The organism is Psychrobacter sp. Ps2, from assembly GCF_022129405.1.
GTDB lineage: Bacteria > Pseudomonadota > Gammaproteobacteria > Pseudomonadales > Moraxellaceae > Psychrobacter.
Genome location: NZ_JADQAM010000055.1, coordinates 40,983 through 66,160, shown reverse-complemented (window position 1 = coordinate 66,160; position 25,178 = coordinate 40,983). Strand labels below are relative to the sequence as shown.

18 protein-coding genes are annotated in these 25,178 nt (G+C 38.3%); 12 read left to right on the top strand and 6 right to left on the bottom strand.

Features of this window, described 5'->3' with window-relative positions; genetic code table 11:
* The first annotated feature begins 107 nt into the window (after positions 1 to 107).
* From sat to rfbC, 5 genes are all read left to right on the top strand, one after another.
* Positions 108 to 1,358, top strand: coding sequence for a sulfate adenylyltransferase (gene sat / locus I3254_RS08585; protein ID WP_179799702.1), 1,251 nt, complete (start codon positions 108 to 110; stop codon positions 1,356 to 1,358).
* 122 nt (positions 1,359 to 1,480) lie between these two features.
* Positions 1,481 to 2,554 carry a dTDP-glucose 4,6-dehydratase gene (rfbB, locus tag I3254_RS08580; RefSeq protein ID WP_160021409.1) on the top strand — a complete coding sequence of 358 codons (1,074 nt, stop codon included), beginning with the start codon at positions 1,481 to 1,483 and terminating at the stop codon, positions 2,552 to 2,554.
* Entirely contained in the window at positions 2,554 to 3,462 is a 909-nt protein-coding gene (gene rfbD / locus I3254_RS08575; protein ID WP_160021410.1) for a dTDP-4-dehydrorhamnose reductase, read from the top strand. Before rfbB ends, rfbD begins: the two co-directional genes overlap by 1 nt.
* 113 nt (positions 3,463 to 3,575) lie before the next feature.
* On the top strand, positions 3,576 to 4,445 hold the full coding sequence (gene rfbA / locus I3254_RS08570; RefSeq protein WP_238052541.1) for a glucose-1-phosphate thymidylyltransferase RfbA: 870 nt from the start codon (positions 3,576 to 3,578) through the stop codon (positions 4,443 to 4,445).
* A 94-nt stretch (positions 4,446 to 4,539) separates the two neighbouring features.
* The gene (gene rfbC, locus I3254_RS08565) at positions 4,540 to 5,079 is read left to right on the top strand and encodes a dTDP-4-dehydrorhamnose 3,5-epimerase (protein WP_160021412.1); all 540 of its coding nucleotides are present in this window, start codon (positions 4,540 to 4,542) and stop codon (positions 5,077 to 5,079) included.
* A 99-nt stretch (positions 5,080 to 5,178) separates the two neighbouring features.
* Here rfbC and I3254_RS08560 read toward each other — a convergent pair whose 3' ends face one another.
* The 6 genes from I3254_RS08560 to I3254_RS08535 form a co-directional block, all read right to left on the bottom strand.
* Entirely contained in the window at positions 5,179 to 6,105 is a 927-nt protein-coding gene (locus tag I3254_RS08560) for a sulfotransferase family 2 domain-containing protein (RefSeq protein WP_238052538.1), read from the bottom strand.
* 36 nt (positions 6,106 to 6,141) lie between these two features.
* The gene (locus I3254_RS08555; protein WP_238052537.1) at positions 6,142 to 8,322 is read right to left on the bottom strand and encodes a glycosyltransferase family 2 protein; all 2,181 of its coding nucleotides are present in this window, start codon (positions 8,320 to 8,322) and stop codon (positions 6,142 to 6,144) included.
* 68 nt (positions 8,323 to 8,390) lie between these two features.
* Positions 8,391 to 9,392: a hypothetical protein gene (locus I3254_RS08550; RefSeq protein WP_160021415.1), complete on the bottom strand. Its 1,002-nt coding sequence runs from the start codon at positions 9,390 to 9,392 to the stop codon at positions 8,391 to 8,393.
* Between the two features lies 1 nt (position 9,393).
* Positions 9,394 to 10,353 carry a hypothetical protein gene (locus tag I3254_RS08545; protein ID WP_160021416.1) on the bottom strand — a complete coding sequence of 320 codons (960 nt, stop codon included), beginning with the start codon at positions 10,351 to 10,353 and terminating at the stop codon, positions 9,394 to 9,396.
* On the bottom strand, positions 10,353 to 14,039 hold the full coding sequence (locus I3254_RS08540) for a rhamnan synthesis F family protein (RefSeq protein ID WP_238052535.1): 3,687 nt from the start codon (positions 14,037 to 14,039) through the stop codon (positions 10,353 to 10,355). The genes I3254_RS08545 and I3254_RS08540 overlap by 1 nt, the downstream gene beginning before the upstream one ends.
* Before the next feature lie 50 nt (positions 14,040 to 14,089).
* Positions 14,090 to 14,875 (bottom strand): sulfotransferase family 2 domain-containing protein, encoded by a 786-nt coding sequence (locus tag I3254_RS08535; protein ID WP_238052533.1) that lies wholly within the window; start codon positions 14,873 to 14,875, stop codon positions 14,090 to 14,092.
* A gap of 369 nt (positions 14,876 to 15,244) precedes the next feature.
* Between I3254_RS08535 and I3254_RS08530 the strand changes: the two genes are divergently transcribed.
* The 7 genes from I3254_RS08530 to I3254_RS08495 all read left to right on the top strand — a co-directional run bounded on the left by I3254_RS08530 (position 15,245) and on the right by I3254_RS08495 (position 25,137).
* Positions 15,245 to 17,947, top strand: a complete 2,703-nt coding sequence (locus I3254_RS08530; protein WP_238052531.1) for a glycosyltransferase — start codon at positions 15,245 to 15,247, stop codon at positions 17,945 to 17,947.
* 3 nt (positions 17,948 to 17,950) lie between these two features.
* Entirely contained in the window at positions 17,951 to 18,691 is a 741-nt protein-coding gene (locus tag I3254_RS08525) for a sulfotransferase family 2 domain-containing protein (protein WP_238052529.1), read from the top strand.
* A 52-nt stretch (positions 18,692 to 18,743) separates the two neighbouring features.
* A complete protein-coding gene (locus tag I3254_RS08520) occupies positions 18,744 to 19,376 on the top strand; it encodes a glycosyltransferase (RefSeq protein ID WP_238052527.1) in 633 nt (210 codons plus the stop codon).
* 28 nt (positions 19,377 to 19,404) lie between these two features.
* Positions 19,405 to 20,550: a glycosyltransferase 61 family protein gene (locus I3254_RS08515; protein WP_238052526.1), complete on the top strand. Its 1,146-nt coding sequence runs from the start codon at positions 19,405 to 19,407 to the stop codon at positions 20,548 to 20,550.
* Positions 20,551 to 20,585: 35 nt separating this feature from the next.
* Positions 20,586 to 21,209, top strand: coding sequence for a sulfotransferase family 2 domain-containing protein (locus I3254_RS08510; RefSeq protein WP_238052525.1), 624 nt, complete (start codon positions 20,586 to 20,588; stop codon positions 21,207 to 21,209).
* A gap of 695 nt (positions 21,210 to 21,904) precedes the next feature.
* Positions 21,905 to 23,347, top strand: a complete 1,443-nt coding sequence (locus tag I3254_RS08500; protein WP_238052523.1) for a mannose-1-phosphate guanylyltransferase/mannose-6-phosphate isomerase — start codon at positions 21,905 to 21,907, stop codon at positions 23,345 to 23,347.
* 62 nt (positions 23,348 to 23,409) lie between these two features.
* Positions 23,410 to 25,137, top strand: a complete 1,728-nt coding sequence (locus I3254_RS08495; RefSeq protein WP_238052522.1) for an SLC13 family permease — start codon at positions 23,410 to 23,412, stop codon at positions 25,135 to 25,137.
* The last annotated feature ends 41 nt before the right edge of the window (positions 25,138 to 25,178 follow it).

Below are 25,178 nucleotides of genomic sequence, written 5' to 3'. Positions count from 1 at the left end.
TTGAAATTAAGTCATTTATAATAGATTTCGTGGTTTTTTAATTGCTATAAGTTATAGTCTACAAGTTTTTCAAATCATATATCTAACCTCAAAAAAGGAAGTAATCTATGTCGAACGATATCGAACAAGCTCTTGATAACTTAGTAACGCCACATGGTAGCCCAGCCCTAAATATTCTTTTGCTAGAAGGCGAAATGCTAGAAAATGCTTTGAAAAAAGCAGAGACATTACCAAGTGTTACAATGAGTTCACGTGAGCGTGGTGATTTAATCATGTTTGGTATTGGTGGCTTCACTCCTCTAGACGGCTTTATGAACAAAGCGGATTGGCAAGGTGTCTGTGATGACATGGAGCTGAAATCAGGGGAGAATGAAGGTCTATTCTGGCCAATTCCTATCACATTATCAGCCAGTTCAGAGCAAGCGGAAGGCTTTGAGATTGGTGATGAAATTGCCCTGAAAGCCGAAGATGGCGAAATCATGGGTATCTTAACGCTTGAAGAGAAGTACACCATTGATAAAGAGCATGAATGCAGAACAGTGTTTGGTACAACAGATACTGACCACCCAGGCGTTAAAAAAGTCATGGAACAAGCTGATGTAAATTTGGCAGGTCGTGTTGAAGTGTTCAGCCAAGGCGAGTTCCCAACGGAGTATGCTGGTATCTATATGACACCAACGCAAACACGTGAAGAGTTTGCAAAAAAAGGTTGGAAGAAAGTTGCTGCTTTCCAGACACGTAACCCAATGCACCGTTCACATGAATACCTAGCTAAAATTGCAGTTGAAATTTGTGATGGCGTGATGATTCACTCGCTACTTGGTGCATTAAAACCAGGTGATATTCCTGCAGAAGTACGCCAAGAAGCGATTGGAACTCTAATTGATAATTACTTCAAAAAAGATACGGTAATTCAGTCTGGCTATCCATTAGATATGCGTTATGCAGGGCCTCGTGAGGCGTTACTGCACGCTTTATTTAGACAGAACTATGGTTGTTCAGAGCTAATCGTAGGACGTGATCATGCAGGTGTAGGTGATTATTACGGCGCATTTGATGCTCAAGATATCTTCGATCAAATTCCAGAAAATGCACTGAAGACCAAACCAATTAAAATTGATTGGACTTTCTGGTGTAATGCTTGCCAATCAATGGCATCTACCAAGACATGTCCACACGATGCAGATCAGCATATTAAAGTGTCAGGAACCAAGCTGCGTAAAGCATTGTCTGAAGATGAAGAGGTTCCTGAGAACTTTAGCCGCCCAGAAGTATTACAGATTCTTCGCGACTACTATGCAACGATTGCAAAAGAAGACCGTGCCAAAGTTGAGCTGAAAGGTGCTTCTGCTAAGTAATTAAAGAAACATAATTACAATTTAAATAGAAACCGAGCCGCATGATAATAATAGTAAGTTCAACTTCGATTATTAAAATGCGGTTTTTTTATACAGTAAATGGCTTATAAATTAGATACATTATGAAAAAGAAAATTATAGTTACTGGTGGTGCAGGGTTTATTGGTTCAGCTGTAGTTAGACATCTAATAAATGATACGGATCATACGGTGTTAAATCTAGATAAGCTAACTTATGCGGGCTGCTTGGCATCTCTTAGTGATGTTGAAAGTTCTGATCGCTATCAGTTTGTTCAAGCAGATATTTGTGACTTTGAGAAGTGTCAGTCTGTTATTAATGAGTTTCAGCCAGATATTATTATGCACTTAGCGGCTGAAAGTCATGTTGATAGATCTATTGACGGTCCAAAAGAATTTATTGAAACCAATGTTATAGGTACCTATAACCTGTTGGAGATATCTAGAGCTTACTATCAAGGTTTGAGTGATGATAAGCAAGCTGGGTTTCGATTCCACCATATCTCAACAGATGAGGTGTATGGTGATTTAGAAGGGACCGATGATTTATTTACTGAAACGACTTCTTATGCACCTAGCAGTCCATATTCAGCAAGTAAAGCTTCTTCAGATCACCTTGTCAGAGCTTGGCAGCGTACATTTGGACTGCCGACGTTGATAACGAACTGTTCAAACAACTATGGTCCTTATCATTTTCCTGAAAAGTTGATTCCACTAACGATATTAAATGCTTTAGCAGGAAAGCCTTTACCGATTTATGGAGATGGCAAACAAATTAGAGATTGGCTGTTTGTTGAAGATCACGCACGCGCTTTAGTTTTAGTGGCAACGACAGGTGATATTGGTGAAACCTACAATATCGGTGGTCACAATGAGAAGCAGAACATCGAAGTTGTCAAAACGATTTGTAAACATCTTGAGGTATTAGCACCTAATAAGCCTGAAGGTGTTTCAAATTACGAAGATTTGATTACTTATGTTACTGATAGACCAGGGCATGATGTTCGATATGCGATTGATGCATCGAAGATAGAAAAAGAGCTTGGCTGGACACCAAATGAGACCTTTGACACAGGTCTCAAGAAGACAGTGCAGTGGTATTTGGATAATCCCACTTGGTGGCAGTCTATCCAAGATGGCTCTTACCAAGACATCAACAACAAATTGGCGAAAAAATAATGGCTAAGAAGATAGTACTCCTTGCACATACAGGGCAGGTTGGCTTTGAGTTACATCGTCAGTTACAGTCTTTGGGTTCTATTATCACAGTCAGTCGTGGTGACGTGGACTTTTTAGACTCTGATGCTGTGTATAAGCATATTGATGAGCTAGCGCCTGACATTATTGTCAACGCTGCTGCATATACGGCAGTTGATAAGGCAGAAACAGATGAGAACAATGCCTTTGCTTTAAATAGAGACTTACCAGAGGTTTTGGCAAAACTAAGCGTGACGCATGATGCTCTATTGGCTCATTACTCATCTGACTATGTTTACCCTGGTGATGGTGAAAAACCTTGGTCAGAAGATGACTTAACAGGACCTCAGAATTTATACGGTCGGTCAAAGCTTGAAGGCGATTTAGCAGTAGAGAGTATTGCCTCAAAATTTCTGATTTTTAGAACAAGTTGGGTTTATGCGGCTCGAGGCAACAATTTCCTGCTCAGTATGCTGAGGTTGGGTCAAGAGCGAGAAGCGCTTAATATTGTGAGTGATCAAATTGGCGCACCAACACCAGCACGTTTGATTGCAACGGTCACCTCACTGTGTATTCAAAAGTTTATGGCGTCTAACAATGCTAATAAATTGAGCGGTGTTTATCATTTAGCACCAAGAGGATTCACCAGTTGGCATGGCTTTGCTCAAATGATATTTGAAAGAGCGCGTGCAGAAGGTGTCACGTTAGCCTTAAAAGAAGACGGTCTGGGTCAAATAGAGTCTACTGAATACCCAACACCAGCAGCCCGTCCTTTAAACTCGCGCTTAAGTCTCGATAAAATAGAATCAGCGTTTGGTCTAGCAATGCCAACATGGCAAAGTCAGTTATGCTTAACATTTGATGAATGGCTGGAAATGAATAAAAGTTAGGTTTTTTTAGTGAGATTTGAGTGAAATTGGTGTGGCTAGAACAAATAGCTTAACTGCAAATTAAGTTTATCTGTATTTTAAATGAAAATAAAATTAATAAGGTTGAAGCAATTATGACAAAAGGTATTGTGCTGGCAGGCGGTTCGGGAACACGGTTGCACCCTATCACCATGGGTGTTTCAAAGCAGCTACTGCCTGTTTATGACAAACCTATGATTTACTATCCAATTTCGGTATTAATGCTTGCTAGAATTTCTGAAATACTGATTATCTCTACGCCTGATGACATGCCAGCCTATCAAAAACTATTAGGCACGGGTGAAAGGTTTGGCGTTAAATTCAGTTATGCAGTTCAGCCAAATCCAGATGGCCTTGCCCAAGCCTTCATTATCGGTGAGGAGTTCATTGGTGATGACTCCGTTTGTTTAGTGCTGGGTGATAATATATTCCATGGTCAACATTTTTCTGTACAGCTAAAACAAGCTGCTGAACGTAAAAATGGTGCAACAGTATTTGGTTACTTGGTTAATGATCCTGAGCGCTTTGGTGTGGTTGATTTCGATGAGAATGGAAAAGCCATCTCGATTGAAGAAAAGCCTACAGAGCCTAAATCAAACTATGCCGTAACTGGGCTTTACTTCTACGACAATGATGTTGTCTCAATCGCTAAATCTGTTAAGCCATCTGATCGTGGAGAGCTTGAGATCACTTCAGTCAATAATGCTTATTTAGAACGTGGAGACTTGCACGTTGAGAAATTAGGCCGCGGCTTTGCTTGGTTAGATACGGGAACTCATGACTCACTGCTTGAAGCAAGTAGTTATGTACAGACTGTTGAACATCGTCAAGGTTTAAAAGTAGCTAGCCTTGAAGAGATTGCTTGGCGTAATGGATGGATCGATGACAAGCAGCTTGTAGCTGAAGGTAATAAATTCAAGAAAACGCAGTATGGACAGTATTTATTAAAGTTGCTTGAAAGCTAATACCTAATAATTTACCTCTCTCTCGTTTTGGCACAGTTGCTTATACAAAATATTGGTAAAATATTAAATAAGTGCGTAATCAAGGTTGAATGCTATGGAATATAAGAAGTTAGAAATACCCGATGTGGTTTTAATGACCCCTCCTGTATTTGGTGATGAAAGAGGTTTCTTTATGGAAACCTTCCGTCAATCAGAGTTTGAAAAAAACTGTGGTAACTACCAGTTTGTGCAGGATAATCACAGCAGTTCATCAAAAAATATATTGCGCGGTTTGCATTATCAACATGAGAAGCCACAAGGGAAACTAGTCCGAGTTGTTCGGGGTGAAGTATTTGATGTGGCTGTTGATATGCGTAAAGACTCACCGACATTTGGTCAGTGGGTAGGTGAATACCTGAGTGCAGATAACAAACGAATGCTTTGGGTTCCCTCTGGTTTTGCCCATGGTTTTATCGTTACCAGTGAGCAAGCTGAGTTTGTTTACAAATGCACGGACTATTACAATCCGGGTGATGAATACTCTTTGATGTGGAATGATGACACTATTGGAGTTGACTGGCCTGCAGGTGTTGAACCAATACTTTCAGATAAAGACGCTAAGGGGCTTACGTTCGAAGAAGCACCTAAGTTTTAGCTCACCCCACCATTGGTTATCATATACAAAAAGCCTCTATCTTAAGATAGAGGCTTTTTGCTAGCTAATCTTTTGAAGTAAGTGGCTGTTAACCTTAACCTAGGTTAGGTAATGTGTATTAATCACTTGATTGGTAGTCGAGTTGACTACTTTAATCGTAGATTTTGCGGCAAAGGCAGCTTTAGGTAGTTTGCAAGCATACCCAACATAGCCGTTACGTGGCACACCAAAGGTCCTCATGTTTAGTAAAAGCTGGTCTGCAGTTATTTCTTGGAAGAGCTCTTCGTCTATATAAAGACTTAAGTGAACAGCCTCATCATTATCCATGGTATAGGCCCAACCATGTATGCGTAGCTTTTCGATAGAAGAATCGCCATACGTCCAAGGCTGTGTTTGCTTAAATAAAGCCTTTCTTTCCTCAAACATATGAAGGGCTATTTCGTAAAGATCGAAATCAGTTTTATTGTTTATTTTGATTAATTCGTAAACGTCAGTGGTAGGCTCGGGTTTCTTAATAATGCCTTTATTGCTATTGAGTTCCGTTAGGTTTAAGTTGTACATTTTATTAATCATAGCTAGGCTTAATGCATATTGTTCTGTCATACCTATAAAGCCGATTTGACGAAGTGGCAAACCAGCTAAATATTTTGACTGAACATTCTGATAGCGTTTATCAGTAACAAAGGTCTCTAAGCTTTCGCTATAATTGTTGTGATATGTGTGATGGCTATAGTGAGACAATACTTGATCTATAGGATTCCTAATGAAACAGAATATATTTTGAGATCGGAAGTGGAATCTATTCGTTTTTAGTCTCGTATGCCCTGTAAATACTTTAACATTATGAGTCTCTATATAGCTTTCAAAGTCAAAGCCATTATTGCGGATATTATGAATAACATCGCTTGTTTCTGAGTTTTGTCCATAATCCTTTAATAAGCGATTAGGATACTCCCTTTCCAAGGCGTGTCTTAAGCTAGTGCCTGCAGTTTTTGGGATATGTATAAAAAACAGTGTTTCATTCATTTTATAACCAACTAAAGTAGTAACGATGGGCTCACATTAGACCGTGAAGTTTTCTTTATTTGCAGCAAAATTAGGGTTGTGATATGGGTCGCTCTTAATATAGGTATCCCACTTGTGATGCATATATCCCACCTCTTTTAAGAATCGAGCTTTCTTTTCAGGTGTGGTATCTTTGCCACGAGATAATGATTCATAATGGTATAACTCTGCATAAGGAGTCCAAACATTACGATACCCTTTTTTGAAAGACTTAAGACACAGGTCAACATCATTATAAGCAACCGGTAATTTCTCTTCTTCAAACCCATCAATTTCTTCAAAGACAGAACGACGAATAGCTAGGCATGCACCAGTGACCGCTAAATAGTTCTGAACCTGTTTCAGCCTACCTAAGTAACCATCGCTGTCTTGATCAAAAAATCGATGCGAGTGGCCTGCCACATGTCCTAGGCCCATAATGACCCCTGCATGTTGAATAAGGCCATTCTCATAATATAGCTTAGCACCCACACAGCCAATATCTTCTCTTAGAGCTTGGCGTACCAGTTCTGTTAACCAGTTGGCACTTATGACTTTTACGTCATTATTCAAGAATACTAACACTGGAGCACTGGTATGTTTGGCAGCAAAGTTATTGATTGCTGAATAATTGAAAGGATAAGGGTAGTCCAAGCAAGTCACATTGGTATGTTGTGATACTAAGCGCTCAAAGTATTCTAAAGAGCTGGCTTTTTCACTATTGTTGTTAACTATAATAATCTCATAGTTGGTATAGGTTGTATTGGCAAAAATGCTATCAACAGCTGTTTTTACAAGGTCAATACTGTCCTTAGTAGGAATAATTATGGCTACTTTAGGTAGGTTATGTGGAAGTGGCCAAATAATATGGTGAGTATTTGGAAGCATGCCTGCATTGATTGTGACACTGGGGTTTACTGTTTTAAAGAACTGTGTAATGCATTGCAAGCTACTAAAATGCTGCAACTCTATAGGCCCTTCATAGCTTAGAGAATATGTACTTGCGGTACTATCTGTTTTATCTCTCAAAACCCTATGCAATAATATCTTAGGGATATGAAAAATATTTTGAGGTGACTGTTGGCTCGTTTTTAAATAATGATAATATAGAAATGAATCTTGGAGTACAGGGTCAAAGCCACATTGTTTTACAAAGCTAGAATAAGAGATGTAGCAACTATTGCCAATATAGTTTTGTGAATAGAGTAGATCAATATTTAAATTTTGCTTGAAGATAGGATGCACTCTTTGCTCTTTATAGAGACGGTCTTCATCAAAATAAATAATTTCACAGTTTGATTGTTGTTTTATATAATGAGTTAGCTCGCTAAAGATATATGGTGACAGTGTGCAAGCTTGAGTACTGTCGATGAAAAGACAATGTGAAGGTTTGTTAACACTTAGAAAAATGTTTAAGCGGTATACAATTTTATCGACACTTACCGTTATCACATCAAGGGTTTCAGAAGTATGTTCATTTAGGATGCTTTTTTTGTCACAAGCAATGGTGCTCAATAATAAGACTTTATTTTTTGTCTCAAAGTGCATCAACTGATTTATGAGTTGTTTACAGTTACGAAGCTGCGAGGGAGTACGTGCCATCAAGATGATTTGAAACTCTAATGTATCGGATATGACGGGGAACCATAGTTTGGGCTCTTTAAATCTAATCCATTGTATATAGTTACTCTGGTTTTTATGAGTAGGAAAGAAAGTATCGTATAGCTCCCAACACTCTTCAAAGGATAACTCTTTCAGTTCATCATTAGAATATTCTGATTTTTTGATTATCTTTTGCTGAATTTTTTTCCTTGCAAAATTTTGAGAAACTTTATTGATTGTTATCGATACATCTATCGTTTTTGAAGGTTTATCAGATGATAAGAAGATTTCTTGAATAGACTCAGGCAGCCATATCAGACGTTTATGCTTCCCTTTTCTAACTACTGGTAGTGAGTAGTAAACCGATTTATCAGATTTCAACTGAATATGAATTTTATAATAACCTAGTGAGCACTCACATTTCGCATCCAGCTCAAAAAAATAGAAACCATATAGTAGGCTTTTTTCAAAAGATGAAAAAAGCAATTGATAGATAGTAGGTTGTCTCGTGGTTAGTTCAGTGTCGACAAAATTAAAAGAAGCTGCTGCTCTAACTTGAGGGGTGATTTTATAGTTAAGCCAAGAAAGGATTTTCATAGACAGTTATATCATTATATTTTAGAGATATTAAGTAACGCATTTTCGATCCTTTTAAGTCATATCTATCAAATTTTATTCTCATTAATAAAGCTACTTTTATGATAGTTTCTAACAGACTGTCCTAACCAAACATCAGCTAGACTACCGATGTCTATAGCCATCCCTCCTTGATCTTTAATTACGGAGCAGTAATACTTTCCTAATAGCCCAGCACTGACTAAAAATAACTCACCATTTTCTACATTATCAATAAGTTCACTGTTTATAATTTCTTCAAACCTATTCGGGTAATGAATGTTTTCAGGTGTTGAGCTAATATTTAAAGCCTGGGGAGGGATCAGAATGGTTTTACCTGGGTTTATCGCAAAAGCTTTTTCCATCGTAGATAGTAGGTTTGGATAACAAGTAATTACGGATATTCTATGAGCATATTTCAATAGCTCAGGTAGACAGGGTGCAAGTTGTTTATGTACATGCCATTGGCATAATATCTTTTGAGAGAGAGTATAGGCGGGCAATTGCATAAGAGACGCTCTCACACTAACCACACCAGTAGACCCCCTAAGTTTTAGCTCTTGTTTAGGAAGAGTTGTGATGTTCTGAAGTTGCTGGTTATGCTGAGCCTTAGTTGGTATGCCAATAAAGTCTGCATTGAGTATGGCTTTGATCAAATACTCTGAAAAGGTATCCCACTGCTTGGCCTCTGGTGCATTATTGCCGAACATCATATCCAATATATAATACATACAGTAACTTGCCAAATATGGATATTTGACAGAGTTGTAGTACCAAAATAATATATTACCCTCTCCATCCCCAAGCCTAATCAGAGAAAAAGGTCTATAGGTGGATATGTACTCTTGCAATTTAGCGATGAGTAAATCTTCACACTCCGGTTTTGACAAGTTGCTTTCAACCAAATCATCGATAATATTATTAAATCTATCAAATAGAGGGCCATCCTCTGAAAATATTTTTACTTCTTCAAAAGCTAGGTTGGAAAAACCTGGGCGTGTAATATTTTTTTTAGTTAATACTATTTCAGAAAGCTTGGTGCTTTTCGACATTTTACTCAACCTTTTCGTCAATAAACTTACTTAATAACAGCTTTTTTTCAGGAATAAGCTGAATAATAGTTTCTAAATCTTCCTCAAGAGTAGCAGTGTTTGGACACTTTGGTTTATCAGCGAAATCTCGCATTATTAAGGTAGTGCATCGGTTACTTAGGAATTGATTATTATCGTGATATAACTCACGTAATTTTGTAGCGACGCTATCAGCAATAAAAAAACCATTTGCAAAGAGGGGTTTGTTAGTCGTAGCAATTTTTGAGAGTCTTCGATATAGCGGTGCATCTGAACTGTATCCAAGCCGATTATACTGGAGTTTAAAATATAAAAGATTGCCACCTATAGACGGATTTGATTCGCTTTCTAGTTGCTTAAATCCACTCTCTGGTTTTTGCAAGTCTAGTCCTGAAATAGATAGAAAGTCATCTATAATATCTTGATTCTTCAGTGCGCTTCTATGAAAATAGTGTGCCGATATACTGTCTGCAATTTCTGCCCACCTATTATAGAAGGCTTGATAATTGAGCTGAGTCTGTTCCGCATAAAGCTCGAAGTCTCTAGACTCATTAGTGTTTTGTACTCTTTGAGCATAAGCGCTTTGCAAGTAGTCTAAAATTTCACGAAAGTACACAACAATATGCAAGTGGTAGTCACTAAAAAAATCGCGAAGTCCGTCTAAGTCCCTACAGTTTTGAAAGCCTTCACTGCTTATTATGATATTATCAAAGTTTCTAACCTCGCGTTTTAGTTGGGCTTTTAGTTGTTGATATTCTTTGCTATCGCGTTCCGGTCTTTCAAGGAAAGAAGCTAGACGATGATGTGCGACCTGTTTGCCTCGACCAGTATTAGGGTACAAAACCCCCATGTTTTTTAGAATATCGCTATTAGTATGCAAAAAGCCTTGTAGAGATGATGTGCCAGATTTATGACGCCCAATGTGCAGTATTACCTTTTTCATTACAGACCTTCTTCTTGATGGGATAAGGATATTCTATTTAATCCTTCTAAAAGCGCCAGCCAGCCAGCATCAAATGAGTAGTTGCTACGGTAGAAGTTTTGCATATTTGTAGATGCCTGCAACCATTGCTCATCACTCATCTGCATGATAGTAGCAATTTGCTCGGCAAATAGTTCAGGTTCGTCGTAAGCTGATAGTATGCTTGCCACATTTTTGATTCCTTCTAAGCCTATAGCTGTCGACACAATAGGGATGCCATTCTTAAATCCTTCGATAACCTTTCCTTTAACACCAGCGCCTGATAGTAAAGGTATAGCAATTACACGACTGCGGTGATAAATAGCATCTAACTCATCATCAGACACCGCGCCGTGAATAATAACGTTATGATGTTTTTCACTTAGTTTGTATATCTCATCACTTGGGTTTGGGCCGACAATATTGATAATGATACTATTGTCACTTATATGAGGCAATATCGACTCTATCAACCAAATAACAGCTTCTTGATTTGGTTTATGGTTCATGCCACCTACAAAAGTTACTTCATGACCAGTTGGTGCCTCATTATATGTGGGGATCTGATTCATATCTTTGCTAATATAAAGTGGTAAGACACCCACGTTATCAAGTTTATATTTATCTCTTAAATACTGCTTTTCATACTCGCTTGGCGTAAAGGCAAAATCCATACTGGCAATGAGCTTCACTTCATTTGGTTCATTTCGTTTTATTAGCTCTGCTAGCTTTGTATCTCCAGCATTGATCGCTTGTCGGTATTCACGCAAAGAGTGGATATCGTGGACAAAATAAAGCATTGGTATTTGATGCTCTTGGCACGTTACTACATGAGATGCTGCCACATGAGGTCTATTTAATATAACTGCGTCCACATAGCCTTTAGTACCAATCAGCCAGTTATTCCAATCATACTCTACACCGAGTGCTGGTGGGTAAAAGGTTTCTATACCCATCTGCTCAAGCTCACGTGCAAATTGTAACTGTCTTAAGTTCTCTACTTTGCAAGCAAGATACTTCACAACATATCCTTTATCTATTAAAAGCTCGATATAGTTAAAGGTATGTCTAGCACCTGCGTGACGATCGTATTCGGGCAATAGATAGTCAATAATGGCGATAACAGGCTTGTCTATACTGCGCTCTCGCGCATTAAGAATATGCGCACCAGTAGTATGCTCACGAGCTAAGGTTTCTTCCCATTTCTCGAAAAAATTCTGTTTATTAATAACTTGATAAGCTTTGATGCCTGAGCCTGTGTCTGTACCATGCGATTTGCCCTCAAAGTGAACTACTTGGGAGGCTGGCTGCAGAACTACCTGACCACCATTATCTCTCGCCTGCATGCATAGGTCAGTGTCTTCATAATAAGCGGGTTCAAATAACTTATCAAAACCACCAACCTTTGCCCAAAACTCATGGGTGACCATTAAGGCTGCGCCTGAAATATAGTCGCAAGGTTTGATATAACAATATTCAGGTTTACTAGGTGTGTCATCATTACGGCCATAGTTGGCGCCGCCTGCATTCTCCCAAACAATACCACCTGCCTCTTGTAGGCTACCGTCAGCATAAATTAACTTTGATCCTGTGATGAGTGTCTCTGGGTACTTCTCATAAACAGATGTTAAGCTCGAGAGCCAATGAGGCTGAACTTGGGTGTCATTATTTAAAAATAGAAGATATTTCCCACGAGCTTTACTTGCCCCTAGATTACAGTTACCAGAGAAGCCTAGGTTTTTGGGTGTGCGCGATATGATTAAGTTTTTAAAATGTTTGCTGGCGTTGACTGTCTCATCGGTTGAGCAGTCATCTGCTAATATAATCTCGTATGGCGTTTCATCTTGATTGGTAAAGGCAAGTATAGAGGCCAAACAATCTGCTGTATAAGACCACTCGTTATAAACAGGTACAATGATCGATACCATTGGTTCATCAACATGAGAGATTTGGTAACCTCGCTCATGTTGATGACTGAGTAAGAATGGCGTAGCACCTTCAAATGGACTGGCAGGGCGAATAACCTCAAAGTCATAACCACTATCTGCAGCAATGTAAAGAAACAGTCTTTCAATAACGTGTGCTAAGGTAGCGTTCATCTGGCTGTCTTCTGTCTCAAAGTCCTCTAAGCTTAATTTACCTGAGAATAAGGGAGCCATTGCTTTTGGTCTAAACCAGAACATAGAGCCTGCTGGAAACTGCAACTCAAAGTGACTGAGTATGTTGTCATCTATGCCAAGTTTGGTTAGGGTGCTCTTTCCATAATCTAACATGCTTTCCCAGTGCATGTGTTCCACAATCTCTGGGAAAGGCAAGGCAGTCAAGGCCCCAATATTTTTCTTCTTATCCGCCAGTTTATCCAACAGATGACTTATATAGACGGGGCTATGTAGTAAATTATCAAGACTATACTCAAGCCAACCTGATAAAGCGCTTCCATAGGGGCTCTTCTTGGAGTGCAGATGCAAGGCAAAATCGTATTCTAGCATCTCTTTGGCAAAGCCAATAATCATCGGAGCAATGTCTCTACCACGGTTGGGTAGTACCTTAATGTTTAGAGTATCTAAGTTGTCAATTTTATTAAGTGTCTTCTTTAAAATAATGGCTTTGTCTTCAGTATCGGTGGATACCAATAAATCAAAAGGGTAGGGTATGTTATTTAAGTATTTAACAAAGGTATCGCTAAGCTCTGGGTAATACATATGAGCCATAACAGCAATAGTACCTGGCGCATCTGGCTGAGCTGCGACATCAAAAAATCGCCCCGTTGCCAACGCTTGGGGGATGGTTTGACTCAAAGCATTGGTAGAGTAGCCTTGAGTTTGACCAACCTTTATATAATGGACTAGAGGGTTGAGTGTCTTAACCTCATCAGGAGTCATTTGAGCTTTATAATAGCGATTGTTAAAGGTAGTACTCGGATCACGGTTTTCAAAAGACCCAAACTGTAAATAATGAGTAAGCGGGTCCATTCCTGCATTTAAAACATCTGGATATTTATTCAAATAAAAATGAGGATCAAAGGTATTACTGCTTTTAATTAATAAGTAGTTCTCTCTCAACGATGCCGAGAGTTTAGATAGGTTTTGATGAAATATCGCAGGGGACGTTTGTCGACCTTCATGAACGCCATGAAGAAGAAAATGTATGAGCGGATTGACACCAGCTTGTCTGATATCAGGATACTTTGACAAATAAAACCCTGTATCGAAAAGCTTAGAAGGGTTTCGGCCTTCTTTCCAGCCGTTATTTAGGTAGTGTAGAGCGGGGTCTATTGCAGCATTTACGATATCAGGATAGGTGTCCAAATAATAATCTGCATCAAACAGGCTGCTTTTTTTAAGTCGTGTCACATCCTGATCGATACGTGCTAATTGGCTTTCAGTAACATACTCTTGATTGTCAGGGTGAGTTATATAGTGGTATAGACTATTATTATCAGTGATACCTGTATGTCTTTTATAAATATCGGTATTAAAGTGAGGACTAGGGTCACGACCTTCATTATCACCATGCAGCACATAATGAATAATAGGGTGAAAATTGTTTTCCACGACATCTGGATAATGGACTTTGTACCAAGTTTCATCAAATAATTCTGAGTTTTTTATTTGGCGGACTATCTCTAATTGCTTCTTAGTGAGTTTATTGTATTTATAAACGAACATTTTTATCACCGTTCCTATTAGTTTTCTGCATCAGCCGCTTATCTTTTCAACTAAGTTCTTTTTGAGTACTTGTTGTATCTGTTCTCAAATACTTTTTGAGCAGTTTCATATAAAATAATTTCTCCCTTCAACGCATCTAACATCTTAGAGTAAGTCTCTTTGGAAAGACTTTCTTGGACATATTTGGTCTTATCATCAATATTTTTAGAGGCCTGAGAGATATTCTGCTGAGCAGGTTTAATATTCTGAGCAAGCTCAGGAAAGTACGTTTCTAAACGGTGACAAATGAATTCAAAAGATTCATCGAAACGATCTACTAAACCAAAACATCTAGCCGTTTGCATGTTATTCAATGCGCTGTTAACAACGATGTCAGTCAACTCATCACGATTCCAGTTATTGATATAACGATTGTCCGTAATAGTCGCAAGTTGTATTCCAAAGCATGCATTAATTTTTGGATTATTTAAATTTCGGCGAACATACATCTCCATCGTAACGTCATCATTCATCAACTTTTGTACGTCTTTTTCGAAGTGATAGCATGATTGGATACGCTCTATAGGGTTACGTAAGAAAAAGACAGGATGGAATATTACACCTGAGTAGACAGGTACGGGTAGCCCTACTTGATGTGATGTAATGACCCGAGATTCTGGATGAGCTTGTTGTATTTGAGTTAGATGTTCGATGCTAATACGGGCACCCGGATTTTCAGTATCGTAAGAAGTCATTTGATCTTGAAAGAGTTTTGATAAAGCACGATCGAAGGTGGTACCTGCATTTTTAAAAATATGCAGATGTAGCAAAACGTGATGTAGGAAATGAGTGTCCATAAAACCCCATAATTTCTATTCAGATGTAGTTAATAAAAGTATATCATGAACTTTAAGTAAGAAATATTCGAATGCATTATCTGTTGAGCTTAGGGTTAAGTTAATAGATATTCACAATGAGTATGAATATCTGGAGAACCTAGCAAATGCCTAGTACCTAGGATAGGGTTTTATGTATAATGATACATTCAGTACTTACTAGTGTAACAAACTGACCGATGATGCTATTTAGGAAATAATTGAGAAATGCTCTAGTTTCTTACAGGTTGGCACTTTACAAATATGGATAACCGCAAAATTTAATAATTTAATTTTACTTGGATTCGTCTTTGAATCTAAGCTATATGAGATGGTAGAGGATATAACAGTATGACAGTCGCACCTGCAAATGAAGTAATGGGATATATTGATAGAATTGATTCTGGTTTTATCTTTGGTTGGGGTTTGGATAAAGATAGTGACAATGATGTATCTACTATTACGATAGAAACAAGCGACGGTCAAATAGTAGCTAAAGGTGTCACAGAAATTTTCCGTGGGGACTTAGTCAAAAAGGGTATAGCAGAAAAGGGCACAAATGGCTTTCAGCTACCAATCCATATAGATGCAAAACTCAAACCAGATTCTAAGCTCAATTTATATGTTAACGGTAATTTAGTAGAAAAAAGTGGCAAAGCAACCTTAGAATATCATAACGGTTATTTTTGGGGGGCCGTGCTTAAGCTGCCAACCAATGAATTGAACTGTACCATCGTCTCTGAGAGTTTTGAAGGTGAAAGTAATATCTCGTTATACCACAATGAGGGTATTATTTATAGACAACCGGTGATGCTGAATAAAGGTGAAAACTTTTTTAAGGTTAATATACCACATGCTCTATTTGATAATACCAGCAAGCTCATATCTCTAGGAGTGGATGGTTTTCCTTTCCTTTTATGGTCAGACTATATTCACTTCCAAGACAATCTAACTCCTTGGGAGTATTTGAAGAGCTCTTCTAATAGCCAAGGCATGATGGCATTATCCAAACAAGCGCAGTTCCGTTATGAGTCATTGGCGCTGAATTTGAACAATCAGATAAAGAGTAGTGTGGTTGGCGCCGCGCATAACGTTATCGCTGAAGGCTGGCAGGGAAGGAAAAAATTCCCTAAACTGATATTACCTAAGCATGACAATCCAGAAGTCTCAATCATCATTCCTGCTTATAATAAGTTTGAGCTCACTTATAACTGCATTGCATCGATTATCCTGGCATTCAATAAAACCAGCTACGAGGTATTGGTAGCAGATGACAATTCCACTGATGAGACGAGCGATTTAGAAGACTTTGTAGACAATATTGTTCATGTTAAAAGTAAAGAAAATCTAAGATTTTTACTCAACTGTAATAATGCGGCTGAGTATGCCAAAGGCGATTATATCGTCTTTTTAAACAATGACACTGAGGTCACCAGTTATTGGTTAGATGAGTTAATTGCCCCTTTTGAAGCAGATGAAAAAGTTGGTCTAACGGGTTCGAAGCTATTGAACACCAATGGTACTCTACAAGAGGCTGGGGGAATTATCTGGGGCAGTGGTCAGCCTTGGAACTATGGAAACGGAGCTAATGCTTCTGAACCTAAGTATAACTATAACCGTCAAGCAGATTACTTATCAGGCGCATCACTCTGTATACCAAAAACGGTTTGGCAGCAGGTAGGTGGCTTTAGTATCGAGCTTGTACCTTGTTATTATGAAGATACAGACATTGCCTTTAAGGTTCGTCAACACGGCTACATGACTATCTACTGCCCACTGTCTCGTGTGGTGCACTTTGAAGGGCAGAGCCATGGTACAGATATTACTAAAGGGCTCAAAGCTTATCAGGTGGTCAATGAATCTACCTTTAAGTCTAAGTGGTTCCAAGAATACAAACACAATGGCAAGCAAGGGGTCGCCCCAGACATCGAAAAAGATAGAGGTATCGATCACCGAGTATTGATGATTGATTATGCCACTCCCAATCCAACCACTGATGCTGGTAGTTATGCTGCGGTAGAAGAGATTAAGCTAATACAAGCACTGGGTATTAAAGTTACTTTTGTCCCTGAAAACATGGCACATTTGGGCAGTCTAACCCATGATTTACAACGTATGGGGGTTGAGGTGTTGTATGCGCCTTTCTATAACTCAGTGTTTGATGCCATTGAGAAACGTATCACTGAGTTCGATGCTATTTATATCACTAGGTTTTCAGTCGCTGAGAAGTATCTTGACGCTATACGCGCTCGTACTCAAGCGAAAATTATCTTCAATAATGCAGACCTACACTTCTTAAGAGAATTGAGAACCGTTGGCAAAACTAATGAGTATACGCTAGAGCAAGCGCTAGCGACTCGTGCCAAAGAGCTCGATGTATTAGGTAAGGTAGACGCTGTGCTCAGCTATAATGAGACAGAGCACGCAGTTATCCTATCGCATATATTGAAGCAAGATAATATCTTTAAGTGCCCTTGGGTGCTTTCACCAAAAACAGCTGGTAAGTCATTTGCAGAGCGTGAGGGTATCGCTTTCTTAGGTGGATATCGCCACCATCCTAACGTAAAAGCTGTTGAGTTCTTTGCGATGAAAGTAATGCCTTTGATTGCTAAGGCCAATCCAAACATTATATTTTATGTCTATGGCAGCCATGTACCTGAACAAATTAAAATGCTCGAGTCAGACAACATTAAAATAGTGGGTTTTGCTGAAAATCTAGATGATGTATTTCACAATCATAGACTTATCGTGGCGCCTTTATTGTCAGGTGCAGGTATTAAGGGTAAAGTACTAGAGGCTATGGCTTATGGCGTGCCTCAAGTATTGACAAGCGTCGGCGCGGAGGCTACTGGTCTAAATCACAAAATCAGTGCTTGGATTAAAGATGATGAACAAGGATTGGCTGAGGGTGTGTTGCAGCTCTACAATGATGAACAACTATGGAATAAGTGTTCAGAAAACTCTCAAATCATCGCACAAGAATCCTTTAGTTACAAACATGGTGTAGAGATGATGCAAAAAATATTCAATTATATTGGTATTTATACGGGGTAACTTATGAGAACGGTTATATTGCATTATCACTTGTTTAAAAATGCTGGCACATCAATGGATGCGACTTTAAACAGAAACTTCCCTGGTGACTTATGGGTTACTCGAGAGTTTCCAAGTGATCCTAAAAGTAATGCAGAACAACTTAAGCAGTGGATTATCGACGAACCGCAAGCCATTTGTTTTTCATCGCATACTGCTTTTTTGCCACCACCAGAAATCGAGGATGTCACTATTATACCCGTGATATTTATGCGTCATCCTATCGACCGGATTATATCTGCTTATTCGTTTGAGCGTGATCAAGGCGCAGATACCTTCGGCTCGACTCTGGCTCGAAATACGGCACTCAGTGGCTATATTGAGACCCGCTTATCAATACCTAATGATCATCAGTGTCGCAATTTTCATGCCGAAAAGTTTAGCCGAATGTTTGGTAAAGGAAACAATCCTACACAACGACTTGTGAATGCAAAAAAAGCCATCGAAGCTTTGCCTTTCGTTGGTGATGTGGGGGATTTTGATAACTCTATCAAACGGTTAGAAGCATTGTTGAAAGATAATGGTTTAGAGGTGGATCTGACAGCAGAGAGAAAGAATGTGTCAAGACAGCCAAAAACCATCGATGAAAAGTTGCAAAGCCTGCAAGAGAGTATGGGTGATGAGCTTTATGACAAGCTAATGGCTGCTAATAAAGAAGATTTAGAGTTATACGATTTTTTAGTAGAAACTAAGCAATATAGTTAATTTACGAAAGCATTAATAATGCTATGATTAATAGTAATAAAAGGAAAGAGTCTTGAAAAATGAAAACAAGCAGCTGATACCAAAGAATATTGTGCAATATTGGTCAGATAAGAATCTATCTGACAACTTAAAAGTATTGAGCAATTCGTGGTCAGAAGTTTACCCTGATTATAATTATCAATTATATAACAGAGATTCTGCAATAGATTTCTTAATAGAAAACTATGACGAGCATATCGTAGAAAGCTTTAAAAGTTTAAAGATTGCAGCTATGCAGTCGGATTTTTTCAGAGTAGCCTATATATTAGCTAAAGGTGGTATGTATATAGATCTGTCTCATAAAGCACACAAAAGAGTAGATGGAATTATTGATTTGAATGCTGATACTTTATATATTTTTACAAGGCCAACTGGGGCTATTTGGAATGGATATATAGTTGCACCTCCAAACAACCAAGCACTTAAATCTATATTTGAGAGAATTTTGGGTAATATATCACGCAAAGAGAGTTGTAGTGCTTATCAAGTTACAGGGCCTGGAAATTTTAACCGTCTCCTTAGTAACGAGAATAGTACAATTATAGAAAAGCAATTGCTATGGAAGTTTTTGCGTGGTGATAAATTGTACCAACGTAATAACAAACATTGGTCTAAAGTTACTAATATTGAAGATGCTTACTCTTGAAATAGAGAATTTATTTGGAAGTCATTAAATGATAGAAAGTATTACTTATAATAATCTTTTAATAGTACCTCAAACTTTAAAGAGCCATTTTGGTACTGATTTTGATTCTAGAGAGTTTGGTGTAATCGATATAAATTCAGGCGATACATTCAAATTTCCAGCTTTACATATTCGAGGCCCAAGATCCGTAGAAAATACAGAAAACCTTCAAAGTGCCTTAAGGATTTCAGAAGAGTATGAGCGTTTAGAAGGCAATTGGTTCTATGGAGGAATTTGTAGTCCGCATTTCGGACATTTTTTCTCTGAGAGTATTCATAGATTAAAAGGGTATATTGAGAACCAGCATAAGTATGATGGTCTACTTTTTCTACCTAGCCCATTTAGAGGTAGTTTTGATTGGATTGAAAACTTACCCTCTTACATTAAATTTACCTTCGAGAGCCATTTTGGTGTGGATATTAATAATATTAAATGGATTTTAGAAAAAACTGTAGTCAATAAGTTAACAGTACAAAGACAAGAATTCTCACTCGGTAATGTGGCTGACAAAGATTATGTAGATTTTTTAAGACGAATAAGTCAAAAGTATGTAAATACTAACTTCACAATAAGTAATTATGTTTTTTCTCGTGCTAATTACATAACAATGGGTAGGTGCTTAGGTCTGGATTATATTTTTAGAAGCTTAAATGGTTTTCATGTTATAAACCCCGAAAATTATAGTATTGAGCAACAAATTGAAAATATTGTTAATGCTGACATAATCATTATTGAGGAAGGTAGCGCGATCCATCTCTTGGATTTAATTGGTTATACGAAAGCAAAAATACTATTTATCAGCAGGCGTGGGAGAAACGGTAGGTATTGGAAGAAAATGTACCAAAACAAATGTAAAGATTTTTGTTTCTTTGACGATGTTAAGCAAATCAATCATTCAATGTTAGGCGGCCCCGGTGTCTTACCGTCCTTATTGTCTCTGTCTAAGATAGAGGTTTTCCTCAAAGATTCAGTTGATAACTACGAGGCTAAACTAGATGCAAAAATGTATTATGAAGAGTGCAGCAAGGATTTGGAAAAAATTGTTAATAAAAAGAAGCTGTCTGAGATAAGTGGTTTATATATAGAGTTTGAAGAAGTGTTTAATGAATTAAACTCGCCTGTTGGTAACTTCTAAAATTAGAACTAATAAGTATATTGATTGGAAATTATATGAGTGTTTTTAAGAAAGGTGATTCTTACGTTTTTTTTGTTCATATTCCTAAAGCAGGAGGGTCAACTATTGAAAAAACTTTTTCGTCGAGTGGTTGGCAGCTAAGTTACTATGATGCTGGAGGACCAAAGTCCCTAAACACTATTAGAAAAACATCCCCTCAACATATGGATAAACATCAGTATAATGCTATCTTCGATTTAAGTAAGTTTGAAGTGGTATTCACTTGTGTGCGAGATCCGATGACACGCTTTAAATCAGAAATGGCCATGAGGTTTGGTAATAATTTTAGTAGAGATATCAATGAAAATAATCAGTTCGCTCTTAAGTTAATTAAGCGTTATTTATCAAATGAGTTGGCCTTTGATGGTCATCTAAGGCCACAGGCTGACTATATTGTACCTGGAGTTAGAGTGTATAAACTTGAAAGTGGCATGTCTCAAATTATAGAGTCATTGGATCAAGATTATGGTTTAAGCCTCAACTACGATGGATCTCAAGTATTATCTAGAGAGAAGAAATCAGGATATAAAAGTTCAGATATATTGCTGAGTCCATATATCGAAGACTATATTAAAGATATCTATTCTGAGGATTATAATTTACTTGATTATAAGAAATAACTTATTTAATTTTTTATTTTAAATCCTATATGTTAATTAGATTGCTTGGTATGGATATTCATTATAATTTAATATAACGTAGTAATCGCAAGTTTCTCGCAACAAAAGATATTGCTGATAGTTTTATTTTTGATGCTCATAATACGGTGGATATAGCTGATTTGAAAAATCAAGATTTTTGTTTTCTCAATGAATGTTAGGCTAATTATATACCTGATAATATATAATTAGGGCTTTATGCTTTAAATGAGTTAGGTTCCACCTCGTATTCTGATAACCATTTATATTATGTCATCATAAAGATAAAGTCTTGGCAGTATCGCTCAAAGACTCTGTTTTAAATAAGAAAGTTGAAGCGTAACTCTATCCTTTAGTTGCATGAGAGAGTTTTAATATTTGATTGCAGTAGCAGGCATAGGCTACGTAGGGCTATCGAACGCTCTGTTGCTCGCTCAGTATAATAAAGTCGTAGCAGTCGATATTGATAAAAAATAAAAAGACCTTAATTGATCAATCAAAAAAAATATTTTAATACTTAGTCAGTAGATCCTGTTATAAAAGAAATAACGATAATAAATCCTGATGTAGTCATGGTGATGAAGTTAAGGATATTAGCTATAAAGTCTATACAAGAGATTTATTTGGTAGTAATTAAACTTAATAGACAGTTATCTCCAATTAAATAAGGTTAACTAATGAAGTTATTCCATGCAGTAATGGCGGGTGGTGTTGGCAGTCGTCTATGGCCACTATCTCGTAAAGCCTATCCAAAGCAATTCTTTAATCTGGCCAGTGATCAATCAATGATAGTCGATACCCTGACTAGGCTATCGGGTATTGATATCGCGGGTAACTTATTACTGTGTAGCCAAGATCACAAGTTCCTTGCTGCTGATGCTATTACGGACAGCGGCGTTGAAGCAGACATCATTCTTGAACCCATGGGTAAAAACACCGCGCCAGCGGCATTACTAGCTGCATTGCACATCATAGCGCATCATGATGACGGTATCATATTGTTGTCACCTTCTGATCATGCCATTGCCAATATTGAGGATCTGCTCGATAGCATTAACCAGAGTTTTTCTTATGCAGAGTCTGGGCATATTATTACGTTTGGCATCACTCCTACCGTCCCTGAGACGGGGTACGGTTATATCCAGATGGGTGCGCATATAAATGCGCAGAACCAAAACAAATTGCGTGCGATTGCTCAGTTTGTAGAAAAACCAGACTTGGAAACCGCAAATAAATACTTAGAACAGGGCGACTATCTGTGGAACAGCGGTATTTTTATGTTCAAAGCGAGTACTTTAGTCGCGGAGATGGAAAAATATCAGCCTGCCATTTTAAAGGCTTGTCAGGCTGCCTACACAGCTGATGAGACTCATCCAGATTTTTATACTATAGATGAAGCAGCTTTTGCCAAGTGTCCTGATGATTCTTTAGATTATGCCATTATGGAGCATACTGACAAAGGTCTGGTTGCCAAGCTCGATGTCAACTGGAATGATCTTGGCTCATGGAATGCTATTTGGGACTATCGAGAAAAAGATAAAGATGGCAATGTTATCGATGCGGATACTATCACCATAAAAACGACCAATAGTATCATTCGTTCTGAAAACAAAAAGCTGATTGCCACCATTGGCCTTGATAACGTTGCGATCATAGAAACAGATGATGCTTTACTAGTTGCAAACCTAGACTGCTCACAAGAAGTCAAAGATTTGGTCAGCACGTTAAAACAAGAGAAGCGCCCTGAATACATTTATCACCGTGAGGTACACAGACCTTGGGGGCAGTTTGATAGTGTAGATAGTAGCAACCGCTACCAAGTAAAACGTATCACTGTGAAACCCGGACAAAAGCTGTCGGTGCAAATGCATTATCATCGAGCGGAACACTGGGTGGTCGTAGGTGGTACTGCTCTGGTAAAAAAAGGGTTTGATAAAGACAAGTTAACTGAACATCTACTACGTGAGAATGAGTCTATCTATATAGAAATAGGGGAGATACACTCTCTTGAAAACCCAGGTAAAGTGCCCCTTGAGATCATTGAGGTACAGTCTGGTGCATACCTCGGAGAGGATGACATTGTCAGATTCAGTGATATCTATGGTCGGGATGACCATTAACAGATAAACTATTGTTTATGATATTATACATAGTCTTGTTTTAGGTTGGGATAAAAGCCTATATGACCCTATCTATGTGGTTGCTAACTATTATTTTAGTTGGCCTAGTTGTTTTACTTGTCAAGTTTCAACAACATACTACAGCCATTTTTGGCAGTGTGCTTGTGTTGATATTTGCATTAGGGTGGGTAGATAGCCAAACCTTACTCGGTAATGCAGCAAACGAAGGACTGGCGACATTGGTGTTGCTGATCCTTATTGCATATGCGTTAGAGAAGACCAGTGTTCTTACGCAGCTTACTCGCTCGTTGTTTTCTAAATCTGAACGTTCCTCCATAATACGCACTATTAGCTTCTCAGGTATCTCTTCAGCGGTATTAAACAACACAGCCGTAGTCGCTGCGATGATAAGCAGCATACAAAAAAACCCACAGGTGAATACTGCCCGTGTACTGCTACCTATGTGCTTTGCTGCAACATTAGGCGGTACGATGACACTGATAGGTACCTCTACGAACTTAGTGGTTAATAGTATGTGGGTGAAGCAAGGTCATGAGGCTATCGGGTTTTTTGACCTAACCCCAATCGGACTCATTGTCTTTTTGCTGGGTGCTATTGTTCTTTATTTCACCAGTCTTATGTTACCCGAAAAAGAGATGGTTGAAGAGGATATTGAGGAATATTTTGTAGAAGCAAAATTAGAAAGCACTTCAAGCTTAGTCGGTAAAACAGTGGAAGAGGCAGGTCTGCGAAATTTAGTCGATTTGTTTTTAGTAGAAATCATACGCAGCGACCGGTTAGTTAGGCCTGTTTCACACTCTCAAATGCTGAGGGCTGGGGACAAGCTACTGTTCAGCGGTAATGTAAAAAAAATACAAGTGTTGGATCAGTTTGATGGACTGAAGCTTTTTGCTCATAAAACTGGATTGTTAACTCAAGAGCTGACAGAGGTTGCTATTAAGCAAGACTCTAACTTGGTCGGAAAAAGCTTAAAAGAGACTGGATTTAGAGCAAAGTTCGATGCTGCTGTCGTGGCAATACGTCGCGAGGGGGAGCAGGTCAGTGGTAAGTTGGGAGAAGTGCACTTACGAGCAGGTGATTTATTGCTATTAGCGACAGGGACTGACTTCGCCAGTCGTGACAATTTACGCAAAAACTTTTACATATTATCAGGAGTCACGCCAGATAATATGATTTCAGGCTGGCGCGAAAAACTTGTCATGGTAGGTTTTGTAGCGATGATTATTGGCTCAGTCGTCACGGGCAGATCGCTATTTGATTTATCACTGTTTTTATTTGCGGCTTTATTATTTACAGGTTGTATTAGTGTCGACGAAATAAAACGTCATTTTCCTGTGAGTATTTGGCTGATTGTAGTCAGTGCACTGAGTTTAGCAAACGCGATGCAAGCTGTAGGCATGGATGGACAGATAGCTAGCTTTGCTGCTAATAGCTTGTCAGGTTATGCACCTGTATGGACATTACTGGGCGTGATGGTTCTTACAATCATGATAACTGAGCTTTTGACTAATAATGCGGCTGCTGCTTTGATGTTTCCAATAGCCTATAGCTTAGCGATTGGTATGGACGTTAACGCTTTTCCATTGATATTGGCAGTGTGCTTTGGAGCCTCTTGCTCTTTTATTAGTCCTTTTGGTTATCAGACCAATCTGATGGTCTATAACACAGGACTTTATAAGATAAAAGACTTTGTAAAAGTGGGTGGATTGATCACCGTAGTGTACACTTTAGTCTGTGTTATTATGATTCCTATCGTTTATCCATTTTAAACACCCACTACATAGACTTAATTAATAATTGTATTAGAGAT